Annotated in this window: 14 protein-coding genes; 3 read left to right on the top strand and 11 right to left on the bottom strand. The window is 48.4% G+C overall.

Annotated features, from left to right (window positions below; genetic code table 11):
* Positions 1-17: 17 nt before the first annotated feature.
* From CVT49_02380 to CVT49_02350, 7 genes are all read right to left on the bottom strand, one after another.
* Complete coding sequence (locus CVT49_02380) at positions 18-575, bottom strand: hypothetical protein (GenBank protein ID PKK84690.1); 558 nt, start codon at positions 573-575, stop codon at positions 18-20.
* 9 nt (positions 576-584) lie between these two features.
* Positions 585-1349, bottom strand: coding sequence for a tol-pal system protein YbgF (ygbF, locus tag CVT49_02375; protein ID PKK84689.1), 765 nt, complete (start codon positions 1347-1349; stop codon positions 585-587).
* A gap of 9 nt (positions 1350-1358) precedes the next feature.
* Entirely contained in the window at positions 1359-1877 is a 519-nt protein-coding gene (gene pal, locus CVT49_02370; GenBank protein PKK84688.1) for a peptidoglycan-associated lipoprotein, read from the bottom strand.
* Between the two features lie 125 nt (positions 1878-2002).
* Entirely contained in the window at positions 2003-3322 is a 1320-nt protein-coding gene (gene tolB / locus CVT49_02365; protein ID PKK84687.1) for a Tol-Pal system beta propeller repeat protein TolB, read from the bottom strand.
* Positions 3323-3327: 5 nt separating this feature from the next.
* Positions 3328-4035, bottom strand: a complete 708-nt coding sequence (locus tag CVT49_02360; GenBank protein ID PKK84686.1) for a hypothetical protein — start codon at positions 4033-4035, stop codon at positions 3328-3330.
* Positions 4032-4451, bottom strand: coding sequence for a protein TolR (locus CVT49_02355; protein PKK84685.1), 420 nt, complete (start codon positions 4449-4451; stop codon positions 4032-4034). The genes CVT49_02360 and CVT49_02355 overlap by 4 nt, the downstream gene beginning before the upstream one ends.
* Positions 4448-5173 carry a Tol-Pal system subunit TolQ gene (locus tag CVT49_02350; GenBank protein PKK84684.1) on the bottom strand — a complete coding sequence of 242 codons (726 nt, stop codon included), beginning with the start codon at positions 5171-5173 and terminating at the stop codon, positions 4448-4450. Before CVT49_02350 ends, CVT49_02355 begins: the two co-directional genes overlap by 4 nt.
* Positions 5174-5393: 220 nt before the next feature.
* Between CVT49_02350 and CVT49_02345 the strand changes: the two genes are divergently transcribed.
* On the top strand, positions 5394-5603 hold the full coding sequence (locus CVT49_02345; protein ID PKK84683.1) for a hypothetical protein: 210 nt from the start codon (positions 5394-5396) through the stop codon (positions 5601-5603).
* Between the two features lie 129 nt (positions 5604-5732).
* Here CVT49_02345 and CVT49_02340 read toward each other — a convergent pair whose 3' ends face one another.
* From CVT49_02340 to CVT49_02325, 4 genes are all read right to left on the bottom strand, one after another.
* Positions 5733-6860: a hypothetical protein gene (locus CVT49_02340; GenBank protein ID PKK84682.1), complete on the bottom strand. Its 1128-nt coding sequence runs from the start codon at positions 6858-6860 to the stop codon at positions 5733-5735.
* A 29-nt stretch (positions 6861-6889) separates the two neighbouring features.
* Complete coding sequence (locus tag CVT49_02335; GenBank protein PKK84681.1) at positions 6890-7675, bottom strand: hypothetical protein; 786 nt, start codon at positions 7673-7675, stop codon at positions 6890-6892.
* Positions 7676-7692: 17 nt separating this feature from the next.
* Positions 7693-9558 (bottom strand): methylaspartate mutase, encoded by a 1866-nt coding sequence (locus CVT49_02330; protein ID PKK84680.1) that lies wholly within the window; start codon positions 9556-9558, stop codon positions 7693-7695.
* Positions 9559-9734: 176 nt separating this feature from the next.
* Positions 9735-10883 carry an FAD-binding oxidoreductase gene (locus CVT49_02325; GenBank protein PKK84679.1) on the bottom strand — a complete coding sequence of 383 codons (1149 nt, stop codon included), beginning with the start codon at positions 10881-10883 and terminating at the stop codon, positions 9735-9737.
* Between the two features lie 444 nt (positions 10884-11327).
* Between CVT49_02325 and CVT49_02320 the strand changes: the two genes are divergently transcribed.
* Positions 11328-13652, top strand: coding sequence for a hypothetical protein (locus tag CVT49_02320; GenBank protein PKK84678.1), 2325 nt, complete (start codon positions 11328-11330; stop codon positions 13650-13652).
* A gap of 312 nt (positions 13653-13964) precedes the next feature.
* Complete coding sequence (locus CVT49_02315; protein ID PKK84677.1) at positions 13965-16205, top strand: hypothetical protein; 2241 nt, start codon at positions 13965-13967, stop codon at positions 16203-16205.
* Positions 16206-16208 lie beyond the last annotated feature (3 nt).

Below are 16208 nucleotides of genomic sequence, written 5' to 3'. Positions count from 1 at the left end.
AAGAAATCACAAGTAAATCACATTTTGATGGAGCGAGCCAGATGCGGCGGCCAGGCCACCGGTTCGCCGTGAACTTCCTTGCGCCAGGAATAAATCTCCCGGCCGGCAACATCATCGACAATATCGGAAACCCAGAGGGCCACCAGCCGATAGGAAGTATTCAACTGGGCGATAAGGTTTTGGGCAAGAAAATAATTATTTACCGCCGGGCCGCGGCTGAACCGAATCATCAGATTCTGACGAGTGCGGTCGCAGAAAACAACCGGCCGCTCGAAAGGACTCCGAAAATCAAGAAATCTCAAATCAGCTGATTCGGCCCTTTCCGGGATTATCAAATTTTCCTTTACCAGCCACCGACGGCGGGGAAGAAGCAGTTCAATAAATATCAGCCGCCCTTCGCGATCAAGATGAAACGATAAGGTGTCGGATTCGAGATAGGAAAAAAAGCTCGGACGCTCGCCCGGATATTCCACGGCCAGATACAGCTCTTCTTCTTCGAGCTGATAAAAACCCCGACCGGAGGGTATAACACCGGTCGGGGCGCTGACATGAATCTTGGGAGCCTTTACCGGCATAACAACCAACTAAAGCTCTTTGAGTTTCTCCTTGGCCTGCTCGGCTTCAAGAGTTCCGGAGAAATTGTCAACCAGTTTCTGAAAAGTCGCCCTGGCATCGCTTTTCTGCCCCAGTTCCTCATAGGACCGCGCCATTTTGTAATAAGCGCTGGCCTGTTTTTCCGAATTGGGGTAGTCTTTCAGAAGCTTCCGGAATTCACCAATAGCGGCCTGATAATTCTCCATCGAATAATAAGCCTCGCCGATCCAGAACCGGGCATTATCGGCCATGTCCTGAGTTCCGCAATATTTGAGATACTCGGTGAATCCCTGAATCGCTCCCTCATACTGTCCGCGGCGGATATTGATAAACGACTCATCATACAGCTCCTGACAATTGATGCCCGGAGCGGTCTGGGCCGCCGCGGTCGTATCGCCTGCCTTAACCGGGGCAACCGGCTGAGTTCTGATCGGAACCCCGCCGGAACTTCGCTCCGTCATATAATTGACCTTGTCCTGCAGATCATTCATATTGGCCTGCATCATCTGAAACTGGTCTCTGATGTCGCCGAGCGAACTGCGGATCTCCGCCCGCAGTTTGACTGATTCTTCGGCGTCGGAATAGAACAGCGAATCCAGACGATTCAGCGATTCTTTCATCTGCTGCTGATCGGCGCGCATGTTGTTGATTTTGGCGTCGACAACCTGAATATCGCGCTTCATGCAACAGCCTGAAAAAACAACCGCCACCATTATGGCCAGCAGGACAATTGCTGTCTTGTTTCTTATCAGCATCACGTCTTTCTATTGTGAGACGATTCTAAACTCATCGCGGCGATTTTTGGCCCACGAGGCTTCATTGCTCTGCGGGTTAATCGGACGCGATTTACCATAGCTGATGATGGACAGTCTTTTTTCGGCAATTCCCAGTCCCTTCAGGTAATCCATCGCCGCCTTGGCCCTCTTCTCACCCAGTGAAAGGTTATATTCAACCGTGCCGCGTTCGTCGCAATGCCCTTCGATCTTGATAACTACATTCATGTTGTCTTTAAGAATCCTGGCATTGTATTCCAGAGCGGTTTTCGCCGAGTCAATCAGATTGTACTTGTCAAAATCAAAATAAACTTTTTTGAAATCGGCTTCGCTGATTTTCTTTATTTCCGGCTCTGGGGTTACCGGCGGTTCCACTTTCTTTTCTTCGACCGGCGGTTTCGGCTGCTCGATAACCGGCTGTTCCGGTTCCGGCGGCGGCGGTCCACCACAGCCGATTGCAAGAATCAATGGCAGTGACAACAGCAGCAGGGGTAGAATGAACTTCTTCATTTTTGCCTCCTAAAAATTTTTAGTTTTCAAGTTATTTGTCTTCAAGCTAAGGAAAATTAAAATTGCGGTCAACCAAAAAAATCAAAAACCACCCTTTAACACATCCCTCCTTTGGAATTAAGATATTACTTTATATACGGCGACCAGGCTGGATTGGAGCAACCCCCGCCGCTGGATATTTTACGCTGATTCTGGCCAAAAATGTCCATTGTATAAATATCTTTTACGCCCATCCGGTTCGACGCGAAAACGATATGGTTTCCATCCGGAGAAAACTCCGGGTTCTCATTATCGCCGAAATCGGCTAAAACCCGGAAATCCCGGCCCATCACATCGACCGAAACAATTTGAAACCGCCCATCCCGGCTGGTAAAAATTATCCTGTCCCCGCGCGGCGACCAGCAGGGAGAATCATTGTAATTGCCCTGATAGGATAACCTTCTGATATTCAACCCTTCCTTGTCCATAACATAAATCTGCGGCGAGCCGGTGCGGTCCGACGTGAAGGCTATCTCCTTGCCGTCCGGCGACCAGGTCGGGGCCGTCTCGATCGACCAGCTATTGGTCAGCCGTTTCTTGATTTTGCCGTTTCGTTCAAGCAGATAAATCTCCGAATTGCCGTCTTTCGTAAGAACGCAGGCAATCAATTTGCCGTCGGGAGAAACCGCCGGGGCGGTATTTAATCCGGCGTAGGAAGAAATCAAATCCACGGCATTGGTTTTGAGGTTGAGCATATAAATGCGCGCCTCATCCTCCATATAGCTGGTGAAATAAATATATTGCCCGTCAGGGCTGAATGTCGGCAGGATATTCAGGGAACCATTATTGGTTATTTGCCGCTCATTATGGCCGTCAAAATCGGCAATAAATAATTCGGTGGCGTCTCCCAGCTTTTTCGAATAGACCACCTTGGTTCGATATATGCCTTCATCGCCCAGAAGCGCCTTGATGATATCGTTGGCGACTTCATGCACCGCCGCGCGGTAATCGGACTTGGCCGTTTCAAAACGCTCTTTTCTGATTTCCCGTTCTGCTTCGGTCGAGAAAAGACGGTAACGGATCGTGATATTATTCCGGGGAAACTCCATCTCCAGCCTGACCACATACTGCGCGGCCAACTGCTTCCAGCCCAGAAGGGTCATTCGATCCAGCTCCATATGCCGCATGAAAAATGAATCGAGCGGCACATTTTCAAAATAAGGAGAGAAATCAAGATCATTTTGGAGGATAATTCCGCAATTCCGCATAATTACCGAATCGGCGGCCGTTATATAGTCTATTCCCACATAATGGGCCTCTTCAACGGCGATTTTAGTCGGTTCAAAAGTCCGTCTTTCATCCAGCCGGCCGGTGTAATCCCTGACACTCAGGCCGGATTGCCCCCATGTCGAAGCGCACATAATCAGCGTAATGGTAGTGAATACTATTCTTTTAAGACTTTTCATATTAATTATCCCGGTGAATATGGAAATTCCAGATGAATACCTATTATTTCATCGGTGAATTCATTGGGGAGCGGGGGGAGAGGCTGCGACAACTTGACCGCTCTCTCACAGGCGGAGTCAAAAGCATCGACGCCCGATGACTTCTCGACCTCGGTTTTTATAATTCGTCCCGATCGAATCACCTGAAAATATATTATACAACTTATCGGTTTATTGGCATAGACGGGGTTGGTCCAATTGCGTTCAATCTTGCTGAAAGCCTGGACAAACCAATACGGATAATCAAACGAAGCATTGTCGATGGCGGCTCCGCCGAACTTCGAACCCACCCCCAGGTTACCGCTGACATCTTTTTGACCGTTTTCCGCGCCGGCTTTGTTTTCGGTTCCGGTTTCCGCCTTGGGTTTGTAAGCATTGTCTTTCGGTTTTTCCTTCGGCTTCGGTTTGGGTTTTTCAACAGGCTTGGCTTTTGTAACCGATTTGGTCTCGGTCACCACTGCAACCGGTTCGTCGGCGACAATCGGTTTCGGGATATTTATCGGCTCCAATTTTTCCGGCTCGGTCTGCTGCTGCGCGGCCGGCATTGCGGCCAGCCGGACATTGATGACATCATTCAGGTCTATTTTGTATTTTGGCGTGAACGGTGTCAATACTACCAGCATCAGGATGGCCAAAAAATGAAGCAGAAATGATAATGCCAGATCCTGTTTCATTTTTTCTTCTTTTTAAGATCTTCTTCCTTGGCGGTGATAAGGCCGAGTTCCTCGATGCCCATCAGTTTAAGGCGACCCATAACATCAACCACCACCCCATATGGGACCAATGAATCAGCTCTCAGAAAAACCGATGATTTGTTGATTCTTCTCAACTCACGGTCCAGGTTGGTTTCAAATTTGTCCCTGGCGGCCCAGACGTCATTGATCCATATACCGCCCTTGCGGTCGATGGTCAGCACGATCCCTTCGGCGCTTTCATCAAGAGCCGCGGTTTTTGTTTTCGGAAGATCGACCTCGATCCCCGACTGCAACAACGGCGCCGAAATCATGAATATGATCAAAAGCACCAGCACGACATCAACCAGATTGGTGACATTGATTTCGGCCATGGATCTGTATTCGCGCTTTCTCATTCGGTCAAATCCTTTTTAACGCGTGCCTCGAATTCGAGCGAAAAATTATTGGCAATATCAAAATATCCTTTGATACGATTGGTCGCCCAGTTAAAGCCGACTACGGCCGGGATGGCGGCGCCGAGTCCGACGATGGTGGCCAGAAGCGCTTCGGCGATACCTGGCGCGACAACGGCCAGTGAAGCCGATCCGCGTTCGCCAATCGACCAGAAAGAATCCATCACACCGACCACTGTGCCCAGCAGGCCAAGGAACGGCGAGGCATTGGCAGTCGTGGCCAGAAAGACGACCTGCTTTTCCAGGAAAGCAATCTCCTCCGAGGCTGACCGTTCCAGCGTCATCGAGATGACTTCCACTTCTTTCCTGGTAAGCGGCTTGGCCTCTTCGCTCAGCATATTATTTTCACGTTTGAAAGCAATGATTTCACTGATCTCATTGTAAGCGTTGATAAAAATTCCCGACAGAGGAGTATTTTGCAGAGCCTTGGCCTGATTGATAATGCCGGAGAATTTGGGGGATTTGCGAAATCCCTGTATGAATGATTCATTCTCACTATCGACACGCTTGAACAAGCGCCATTTGTTGAACATGATGCTCCATGAAACGAGGGAGAAGCAGACGAGGATGATCAGAATAATTGCGCCAAAGAGACTGGTTTGTCCCAGTATCTGCCATATGCCGCCTGAAAATATGGCCGGAGGAATTTGCTCAAATACTTGCATACTTTACCTTTTTACGTTCCAACGGGATAAAAGGTCCGTCTCGTTAATGCCTTAACATTTCTTGCATACTTGCTTGTCAATTATACGCTTCAATTATTTTAGTGTCAACAAAAAGTGAACGTGAAAAAAAAATAGTCATCTTTTTCTTGACAAGGGGGTTTGAAATTCTTTATTGCCACAAAGGATTAAAGGCAAACCTTAAGGCTGGGAGTTGTTAATCATGAAAAAAATCCTAATTATTTTGTTAATGGGCCTGATGGTATCGCTGTTTTTGCTCGGCTGCGGCAAGAAAGAAGAACCAAAAACCGAGCCGGCCACGGAAAAGGCCGTTGAAACCATGGCGGAAGACACCACCATGATGCTAGACACCACAGCCGTCATGGATACGACCATGATGGAAGAGACGAAATCAGAGCCGAGCGGACATTAAGAAATCGGGATTTTGGCCGTCAGGCCCGCAAAATTTAATTGTCTGGTATAGAAAAGGCCGCCAAAAGGCGGCCTTTTTTTTGAATCCTATTCAATGACTCCGGCCGATTCCATCGGCCGTCTTTATTTTCTATGATTCCAGCATTTCCACATTGGCTCTGGGAACCATGGCTCTGGTGCCGTCGTCGAATTCGACTTCAAGAACACGAGCCGATGAGCCTGATTCCAGCACCGTAAGCTGCGGCGGAAGATTGGTCACTTTGCCCAGTTGGCCGAAATAAGGATGGCGAATAACCCGCACCGGGGTATTGATATCCAACCCCTGCTCGCGGTAGTCGGCATTGGCGGCTTTGGCGTGAATGTCCCCGGCCATAGGGATAATCAATTCCGGACGAATGACTCCGGCCCGAATCTGTGTGGCGCCATTGATACAGGCCCGCTGACCTTCTTTTGATTTAAGAAGATCGAATGTTTTCCAGGCCATATTAATCTGTCCGAAGCCTTCGGTGACAATCAAAGTAATCCCGATTTCCTCAGAGCCGGTGATGGCGACGCCGATATCATAGCCAAGAAAGGCGCGCAGATCCTTGTCGTCGAAACCGCCGACCACGATACCGGCCGCATTAACCTGGGCCGCTTTTTTGATCGCCTCGGCCGTAACCAGCGCACCGCCCACAATTACTTTGCCCTGACAGCTTTCATCAATATACTTATCCTCGAGAACGGTCGTATTATCGGGGACGACTACTTTTATCTCGCCGTGAGTCTCCCCGCCGATACCGAAAATACCTTGTACAAATGAACCCCAGGTGGATACGGCAACCCCTTCGTTTTCAAAAACCTCGATCACCTCGCCGTCGAGATAAGCCTTTACCGTAACCGGTATAGGGGCGCCCCTGAGCAGAACCTGACCCGTAACATGGGAAATGGATTCAATGGTGCCGCTTATCTTGGCCGGACACTTCGATTTGAACAAGCCGAAAAATGATTTGGCCATGGCGATTATCTCGCCCTGTTCAACCGAGTCGCCCCGTTTCTTCAGCATGGCATCTCCTATGTCCTCAGGCGGAATGCCCAGAATATTTGCGACATTTATCGGCTCGACAGGGCCGGGAAGATGTGTCCTGGCAACAACATCATCAGGCTTGACCTTATCACCTTTTTTTACAATTACTTCTCCCTTCAGAGGGAGAATGCGATTCTTGGTTACCAGTATTTTTTCCGTAACCTTTAATCCGGGAGTATATGCGTGACCCATATTTATTGCCTCATTTTCTAATATCTATATCAACCCTGTTTTTTCTTCTTGAAAACAAATATTTTTATCAGGCCGAAGACTATCACAAGCAATAACAGAATAAAAACATAGCGCTGCCAGCTTCCGCCCGATTCTTTGTCCTTTGGGCCCGGGAAATCACTTTCGTTATATCCGTCCAATTTCCGTTCCGAAAGATCCACCACTTTAACGCTGTCCTTGGTGGAGACCTTATCGAGATCTTTTGTCTCAAACGAATTCACGATACTGATAAAGACCGGCTGGGCGTCGTTATACATTTCTTTGGGTGCATAACAAAGGAAATACACAATCCCGCCATCATAGAATTTGGTGAACTCCAGCAGTACTTTGTCGACAATTTCTGAAGTCACCCGGGATTTAACCGCGATTAGTTCAAGACTGCGGTCATAGATCGGCTGATTGAGATTGAAGTTTCGGTTCGTACCCAATGAGCTTTCAACCGCCTTGCGGTCGTTTACCTTTTCGATAAGGTTTAACACCGAATCAATCTGGGCCTGATTCAGTTTATCCATTTGGATATGCGTCAGAAAAATATAAGGTCCTTCAAAGAACGGCTTCTTATCAAGACGTTTCGCCAGGACCGCATCGAAGTCGAATTCGGACATGGAAACTTCCTGCGATTCGAGGAAGATATCCACTGTCCGATACGGGACATGATACCAGTCATCGGGATGAGTTACATAATAGCCGGCACGCCAATTGACAAAAGCCTCATCCGCCATAACAGGTGAACCAAGCACCAACATAACAAGAACCGTTAAAAATAATTGTCTCATAGCAAAATCCTGCGCTTCTATCGATCGAGCGCTCCCTTGGGGTAGACCTCAAGCTCCGTCATCCACTCTTTAAGTTTTTCCACTCGTGTTTTGTTTTCGATCGGAACGACAAACGGCCGGCCTCGGCCGTCAAGAATTATGCCGACAACGCCGCCGGCCAATTCTATCTCAACTTTGTTGCCTTTGCCGCGCCCGAGATCATAGCCGCGATGAGGCTCAAGTTCCGCCTTGGCCTTTTCGGGCAACCCGTTCGCCACCACACCCAGTTTAAGCAGTTTCATTTCGCCATAGTTGAGCGTTCCCGAAACAGTTTTTCCATCGGGCAGCGTGATTTTGTAATCCATCATCGGTCCCGGTTTCTTGGTTTCTCCAACCGGCGCTACGCAGGTCCCGAGGTGAATCAGACAATCCTTGTTAAAAACTTCCGTGGCTGCCTGCGGCTGAACCGTGGTCAACACCCCAAGCTGCGGCATCATGAAGATCGAATCGACCGCCAGACGAGTTACACCCTCCGGCAGAAAGGCATCGATCAGCATCATCGCCGCCTGATTTCTGCGCGGAGCATGCGAGAGAACCCCGCCCGAACCAACCAGAATATCCAGCGACATCATATTGACCAGCGTGCCGCCCGAACCTGTTTGCTCGAAGGCATCCGCAATTGTCCGCTGCTGCTGCACACCTTTCAGGACAGTGGCGAAATTTTTATGCTGAATAAAGGCCAGCCTCAAAGCTTCCTTGGCGATGGCCTGTTCGAATATCAACTCTTCCATAGACTGGGGAATGGTAGTCGGCCGTATCATTTTGTTCTTGACGCGATTGCGAAGGTCGCGTTCATCCATATGAAACGGCACCCAGCGCATGACATTGGGCAGGGTTGCTTCGGCGAAAACGTTGGAAATCGAGTAACTCATGCCCAGGTTGGCCGAAACGGTGCGGTTGAAAATACCGTCATTATTGCCTTCGGCGGCTCCGGGACGGAAAACCGAAAAGACGTCGGTGGTGGCGCCGCCGATATCAACACCGACCGCTTCAATGCCTTCCATATCGGCGATAGTCTTGATAATCAGACCGACCGCTCCGGGCGTGGGCATAATCGGGGCATCGGTCCAGGTCATCAATTTGCGATAACCCGGGGCCTGCGCCATAACATGTTCCATGAACAGATTGTGAATTTCCTCGCGGGCCGGGCCGAGATTTTCCCGTTCCAGAACCGGGCGAAGATTTTCCACCGTCTTTAAGTCGACTTTTTTCTCAAGCGTATCTTTGACTGCCTGGGTAGCATCTTTATTGCCGGCATATATGATCGGCAGTTTATAGCCGGAGCCCAGACGAGGTTTGGGATCGGCCGCCGATATCAATTCGGCGATTTCGACCACATGCGTCGTCGTTCCGCCGTCGATTCCACCGGACAGCAATATCATGTCCGGCCGCAGATGCCTGATTCGCTCGATCTGCTGGTGAGGGAGACGCTTGTCATTGGAGGCGATAACATCCATGACAATGGCGCCGGCGCCGAGTGCCGCGCGTTCAGCCGATTCGGCCGTCATCGAACGCACCACCCCGGCCACCATCATCTGCAAGCCGCCGCCGGCCGACGATGTCGATATATAAACATCAGTTCCGACATTGCCCTGGGTAGGAGAAATAATTTTGTTGTTCTCATCGAGCAATTTACGCCCGGAGAGCTCTTCCACCTCGGCGATAGCATTCAAAACGCCCATGGTGACATCCTCAAACGGGGCCTCGACCGTGGTCGGAGCCTCGCCCCGGACAATCAAACGATATTCATTGTCGCGTTTTTCAATCAGAATCGCCTTGGTTGTGGTCGAACCGCAGTCGGTCGCCAGAATTACCTTGATATCTTCAGGTTTCATTTTTGCCATAATTACCTGCCCAAATCGTTTTAAATCTTCCGCTGTCTTTCCTGCGGATTTCAAACTCCATTATACAATACAAATAATTCCATACATATTTTACAGATTTACATAATAACACAATTAACCCATTTTGTAAACCAATATTTTTTGCCGGTCCGGTTTCGATGAATCCACGGAAGTTGTTAAATTACATTGGTTTCTTCAGTCAGCGCGCCATGTGCGAAGCGCTTCAGCGACAGGGGAGATATGTCTATGGTGGTTTTCTTGCCACAGATTTTCTCGGCCGCCACCAGTCCCGCCGCCGGGGCATGCATCAAACCATGTCCCGAAAAGCCCGAACAGACAAAGAAACCCTTAACTTCCTCGGTGAAATCTATAATGGCGTGATGATCAGGGGTAGTCTCATATAACCCGGCCCAGCTTTTGGCCATTTCCGCCGTTTCCAGCCGAGGGACCCGTTCAAGCGCCTTCATGATAATCATATCATTATAATCCGGATCGACCGACTCATCGAAACCAGGCTTGACCTCGGGATCGGCCCAGCCCAGAAGAAGGCCGGGAGATTCCTTATGAAAATACAGTCCGGAGTTGACATCGACGACCATCGGGAAAGTATGCGGGATATAGTCCAGCGGCCCGGTCGTAACGATCTGGCGGCGGACCGGTTGAACCGGCACTTCCGCGCCGGCCATCTTTCCGATAACACCGGCATATGGCCCGGCGGCGTTGATAACCAATGGAGTGGAAATATCGCCCTTGGTTGTTATGACCGACTTTATTTCTCCCGCTTCTATATTGAATCCGGTTACCTCCGTTTCGAACTCTATATTGACGCCGAGACGGCGCGCTACTGTAGAATATCCATTTATCATATCGCTGGGATCGGCGATGCCGTCATCATGGCAGAAGGTTGCTTTGATCACATCATCGGTTCTGACCGGAGGGGCGATTTCGTTAATCCGGGGAATGTCGAGCCATTCCACTTTCAGACCCAGCGAACGCTGTAATTCCACCGATTTAGTGAATTCGGCCAGTTGCCGGTCATCAAAAATAAGGAACATATACCCGTTTTGCTCGAAAACGACCGGATAATCGTTTTCTTTTTCGAAGTTGGCCAGCATTTCTTCCGATTTCATCGACATTTCTATATTAATTCTGGTGGTAAACTGAGCCCGAATGCCGCCGGCGCACTTGGCCGTGGCCCCGGTGCCGAGAAAAAGATCCTTTTCCAGCACGACGATTTTGCCATAATTATGGCGGGCCAGTTGAAAAGCGGTCGAGAGGCCGATAATTCCGCCACCGATAATAACGACATCAGCTGTTTTATTCATAATTAAATCCTTTAACCCTTTATATTTAATCGACTAAAACAACCTCGTGAAATATTTCACTTTATTGCCCACAATTTATTCCATTTCGGGTATAAGTCAAGGGAAAAGGGAACAATAAAAGTCCTCAAAAATGCTGATAATTCTCCATTGAAAAACAACATGGAGACAATGGCGTATCTTTGCCACGCCCAATCATCTGCCATATCTTCAGCGTAAAGTTAATTCCATATTTGTATCCGGTTTCTGCATAGTCCGGGTTGAAAACGGCCCAACAAGCGGCTCCGCCTTGCATATTTTTGCTTGACATGTATTGTTATGTATTATATTATTATAGGTTATGTAGTCATTGATCCGGTGTCTCAAATTACTCATCATCGATCCGACATTCGACGCCGGTTGCTGTCGAATAATATTTAAATCTAATACATAAATCTCGGGGGAGAGATGGCCGTATCAGCGAAGCTCAGGGCGGCGGGCCTGACTGCTTTATTATTCTGTCTGGCCGCTGCCGGCGCTACCGGTTCCGATACGGAACCACTCGGTTATGACAGCTTGTCGGCGCTGTCAAGAATAGTCACCTCGATCGACACCACCGAAACACAGAATTATGTTCGTATCGCCGACCGGATTTATCCGGCGCTCTGGGAGGAGGACAATAATATAAATTACACCCTCAATGACCTCTTCCAGTCCAATAATTATCAGTTGCCGACGAATAAGTCGGATTATGCCTTAACGCCGGAATATCTGGGAAGCGCCTTGTGGACATTCGCGCATGATATCCGGGTGGAGAACGATGTCGCCTACGTCTGTTTCGGGCCGGGGCTGGCTCTGTTCGATGTCAGCAATCCGGCTGATCCTCAATTGCTGTCGCGATATTATATGCAGAAGGGTACGGGGGGTATCGATATTGCCAACGGCTACCTGTTCATGGCGGATCCCGGGCGCCGCGATGAAGCCTTATGGAAGTATGATATCAGCGATCCCTATAATATCGAGTTGTTCGACAGTCTATATGCCGGCCGCAACGCCTGGACAGTAAAGATCGACGGGAACCAGGGCTATTTGTGCGCCCAGGATTCGGGCCTGTATATCTTCAATGCCTTTTATTATAATGACATGATACCGCTGGGGAATTATTTATTGCATGACTCGCGGAATATAGTAATTCGCGGGGATACCGCTTTTGCGATAGATGAAGCCTATGAGAGTATGACGACTCTCGATGTTCATTATGCCAGTTATCCTACGCGGATGGGGAGCATTGCGACGGATTGTTTTGCTACAGATGTTGGCGTTGTGGGCAATTATGCCTTTGTCAGCCGCTATAACGGCCTCGGATGCGCCGGATTATTAACGGTCGACATCTCGGATGTATATCACCCGACGGCGGTTGCCTTTTACAATCAGGATATTTACTATGATGATCCGTGGGATGTGGAAATTAAGGATAATGTAGCGTATGTGACGATGGGGGGATATCCAACAGTGCATATTATTGATATTTCTGATCCCCTTAACCCGACCAAACTTGGTTGGATTATTAATAACGGTGACTCCTGGGGTATGGATATCTCTGGCGACTATGCCTATATTACGGGCGGTTATTCGGGGGTGTGGGTGGCGGATATTGCCCAACCGGAGGATGCCTCAATCATAGATTTCATAAATTTCGGCAAGAACGATCGAAATGGTTTGGTCGGCTATTTGATAGATGTTGAGTTACAGGATAATTATGCCTATGTATCGGTGGAGGGAGCCGGTTTAACGGTTCTTGACATAAGTGATCCGGCTAATCCCGTTGTTATGGGGAATGATGGTATCTCAAATATTGTTGATCTGGCCGTTCAGGGAAATTATGCCTACGTCGCACAGACCTATAATGGTTTCAGAATTTGTGATATCACTGATCCTTCCAATCCACATATAATATCGAATTATCGCGCTCCCGGATATGTCTGGGATGTCTCTGTCAAGGGCGATTATGCCTTTGCGGCGGCGGATACTTCGGGTCTGCAGATTTGCGACATCTCCGACCCGTATAATATCACCCGGGTGGGTTATTATAACGACATTTATTTTGGCGGCCATGAGGCGTATAGTATCGATGTTGCCGGTGACTATGCTTATCTGGGCGACCGAACCGGCCTGGTTATCATAAATATCACCGACCCGGCCAATCCGGTGCCGGCGGGGGAGAAGCTCTACACCAGCGGGATGGTTCGGGAGGTGAAGGTTCGCGGTGATTATGCCTATCTGGCCGATGCCGGCTGTGGTATGCGGGTCGTCGATATCTCCGATCCGGCGCACCCGGTTTCGGTGGGTATCTTTGATGAGCTTTGCGACGTGCCGTGCGATATCGCTTTATACGGTAAATATGCCTATATTGCCAACGGGACCTGTATCGGCTGTGAGGTCAAGATTGTGGATATCTCCAACCCGTCGAATATGTCGCTGGCGGGGGTCTATGAGACGCCGGGCGAATGTGTCAACGGGATCGCGACCGATGGGCAGAATATTTATGTGGCCGACGCCTATGGCTTTTTTATTCTCAATGCCGGGATCGACTACGTTTGCGGTGATGCCACGAATGACGGCGCGGTCAATCTTTTGGATGCGGTGTATATGATCGACTATCTGTATAAGAACGGCGAGCCGATGGCGTATTCTGATGCGGGCGATACTGACGGTTCCGGCGCGATCAATCTGTTGGACATAGCGTATCTGATAAATTATCTATATAAAAACGGCCCCGCACCCTGGTGCTGAGGCTGAACTCAATCCCGGCCGAGGAAGCGATCTGGCCGGGTTCAAAGATGTAGAAATATATTCATGAGAATTTGGCCGTTGTTCGACGGCTTTCATCGTAGTCCGACATCCCCGTTTTCAAATTCTCGCAAATCATAAACCGTCATAAGAGGAACAAAGTGATGGCTATGTTTTGCCACACTCGGCTTCCGCCCGGCATATAAAAAAGCCGACAGGTTATTAATCAAAGAAAAAGGGCACATGAGTTAATTAATAATGAAAGGTCAAATTATGTCCAGGAAGTTATTTTTAATCACAGTCGCAACACTAATATTGATTATTATTGCATCTGTCAATTTAACCGCCGGTGAACCGGGTGGTGATCCGGAGCGAAGCGGGCCCGCTGATACCAGTCTCTATTTTCTGGCCGGATGGGATACTGCATTTGTCGCCGGAACCACTCAGTCTGGTGACACAATCGCTGTAATTCCCTTGAAGCTGAAGTACACCAGGCAGGATGAAGATACGATTAGTGTGATCAGGTTTACCTTTAATTATGATGCATCGCTCGAATTAATTGATGCGTACATGGATAGTTCGACATGGAACGGCACATTTGCAATTGAGGCGATTGGATATGACTCAGTCATTTATCTGGAAGCGGGCGCAATAAATGCACCGTCGGACTATGTGACCTGTGCTTACCTGAAATTCAAACTAAAATGTGCCGAAAATTTAAGCGAAAACCCGATCACATTGGTTCCCGGTGCATCAAAATGCGAGATAATTTATGGTGGATACATTAAGTTTTCCCCCGATTCTCAAGTAATTTCCGGATCAGTTGCTAATGCCAATTATACTGCCGGGATATATATTGAAAATATAGTCGCGATTGGCGGCATTGGTCAAATCAAAAGAGTCCCGGTGATCGCGGAATCCAATTTTAACATCTGGCAAGTGGAACATTTAATAATATTTAATAAATCACTGATTGAATTCATTGATTTGTGGCCGCATGATAGTTCATTGTGGGACGACATATCATTTGTGGAAAATGTTGATACGATAGAAGTGTCGCTTAGTGCATGCGATAGTTGTATTGGGAATCAGTATTCATTGCCGGACACTTTGTACTGGCTTGAATTTATGATTAACTGTAATCCAAATATAAATGGTAATTGGGCGGCTATAATATATGATACTTCATACTGCAGGGTTGCCCCTCGATCTGATATTAGCGAGGAATGTTCTGAATTAAGCAAATCATATCAACTACTAAATGGTAATATCAGCGTCCCGCAATATGAAAATACTTATAGGATGGACTTTGCTTGTGACGGATGCGATAATACGGTCTCCAAAAGTGATTCTATGGCCTATGTCATGATTCAAATGGATAATAACTTTCCGGTGGGAGATACTGCGCGATCCATAATTGTGAATTTCGATATGGGAGACAATTTTAGAGATCCGGATTTAACTGAATTACAGAATGCGGCCGTGGATTATCAAATCGATAAAACATGTGGTGCTAAATGCTATGCTTCGGTTTATCAGGTGTTTAGTCAAAATAAAGACAACTATTATTCGGAGATTGTTGATTCTGAATCTGTCAATAACATGTTTATGCTCGAACTTCAGGCTGATCCGGCAAGTATAAATCCAACGAGTTTTGAAGATAAATATATCTCATTCGACTTTTGTGACGAGGTCAATTACGGAATGTCAGCCTGCACGTCACTAACCTGGGACACGACCGGGACAGTTGTCGTTAAGAATGATGATGACAGACTTCACTTCCAAAAGGATTCCATTCAGGTTCTTATGGGGGAGTTTTCGGTGGATAAGGTGACCGGCGGGACCTGCTCGGCGACACAGAGCCTGTATGTCCGCAATACTTTCGATCTGGACACTTTCAGTATAAGGGTGCACAGTCCCGATTTGCGGGTGGAGATCAATACCATCAACAACAGTGTCAGGTCGGGGGTGTCTTTCTCGAAAATCGATGACCGTACTTTCGATGTCTATTCCACCGGCGATTTCTCGAGCATTTCGGCCAACGGCGACGACTACACCAAGGTGGCCGAAATTGAATACACTATCGACGGCGCCTGCTCGCCGTACCAATGGATATATATTGTACCGGAGCTGTCCAACAAGATGATGAAAGACGGCGCCGCCAAAGATCAATACGTTGTTCTCGATGCCGATACTCTTGCGATCTACTGCCAGGCCTGCGGTTCGGGCGGTTCGAGTAAGCTGGCATGGGATGAAGGACAGACGGGCACACTGCCGACCGAATTCAACCTGTATCCCTGCCGCCCCAATCCGTTCAATCCTTCGACTGAAGTAGCTTTCGATGTGCCTGTCACGTGCCCTGTGACAATTTGTATATACAATATTCTGGGCCAGGAAGTGGCCACGCTGGTTGACCGCGAATTGGAAGCCGGCCGCCATTCGGTGATCTGGAACAGCACCGATAATTCCGACCGGACTGTTTCGTCGGGAATATACCTTTGTGTCATGCGTGCCGGAGAATTTACCGCTTCGCAAAAAATGTCCCTTATGAAATAGCCC

The organism is candidate division Zixibacteria bacterium HGW-Zixibacteria-1 (genome assembly GCA_002838945.1).
GTDB lineage: Bacteria > Zixibacteria > MSB-5A5 > GN15 > PGXB01 > PGXB01.
Note: the sequence above shows the minus strand (reverse complement) of the source record. Positions and strands in the feature narration are given on the sequence as shown.

Bases quoted from the DNA above. Each gene is read 5' to 3' on its own strand.
- pal (PKK84688.1), bottom strand. From the start codon at position 1,877: ATGAAGAAGTTCATTCTACCCCTGCTGCTGTTGTCACTGCCATTGATT.
- CVT49_02340 (PKK84682.1), bottom strand. From the start codon at position 6,860: ATGGGTCACGCATATACTCCCGGATTAAAGGTTACGGAAAAAATACTG.
- CVT49_02350 (PKK84684.1), bottom strand. From the start codon at position 5,173: ATGCAAGTATTTGAGCAAATTCCTCCGGCCATATTTTCAGGCGGCATA.
- CVT49_02320 (PKK84678.1), top strand. From the start codon at position 11,328: ATGGCCGTATCAGCGAAGCTCAGGGCGGCGGGCCTGACTGCTTTATTA.
- CVT49_02355 (PKK84685.1), bottom strand. From the start codon at position 4,451: ATGAGAAAGCGCGAATACAGATCCATGGCCGAAATCAATGTCACCAAT.
- CVT49_02330 (PKK84680.1), bottom strand. From the start codon at position 9,558: ATGGCAAAAATGAAACCTGAAGATATCAAGGTAATTCTGGCGACCGAC.
- tolB (PKK84687.1), bottom strand. From the start codon at position 3,322: ATGAAAAGTCTTAAAAGAATAGTATTCACTACCATTACGCTGATTATG.
- ygbF (PKK84689.1), bottom strand. From the start codon at position 1,349: ATGCTGATAAGAAACAAGACAGCAATTGTCCTGCTGGCCATAATGGTG.
- CVT49_02360 (PKK84686.1), bottom strand. From the start codon at position 4,035: ATGAAACAGGATCTGGCATTATCATTTCTGCTTCATTTTTTGGCCATC.
- CVT49_02325 (PKK84679.1), bottom strand. From the start codon at position 10,883: ATGAATAAAACAGCTGATGTCGTTATTATCGGTGGCGGAATTATCGGC.
- CVT49_02345 (PKK84683.1), top strand. From the start codon at position 5,394: ATGAAAAAAATCCTAATTATTTTGTTAATGGGCCTGATGGTATCGCTG.
- CVT49_02380 (PKK84690.1), bottom strand. From the start codon at position 575: ATGCCGGTAAAGGCTCCCAAGATTCATGTCAGCGCCCCGACCGGTGTT.
- CVT49_02335 (PKK84681.1), bottom strand. From the start codon at position 7,675: ATGAGACAATTATTTTTAACGGTTCTTGTTATGTTGGTGCTTGGTTCA.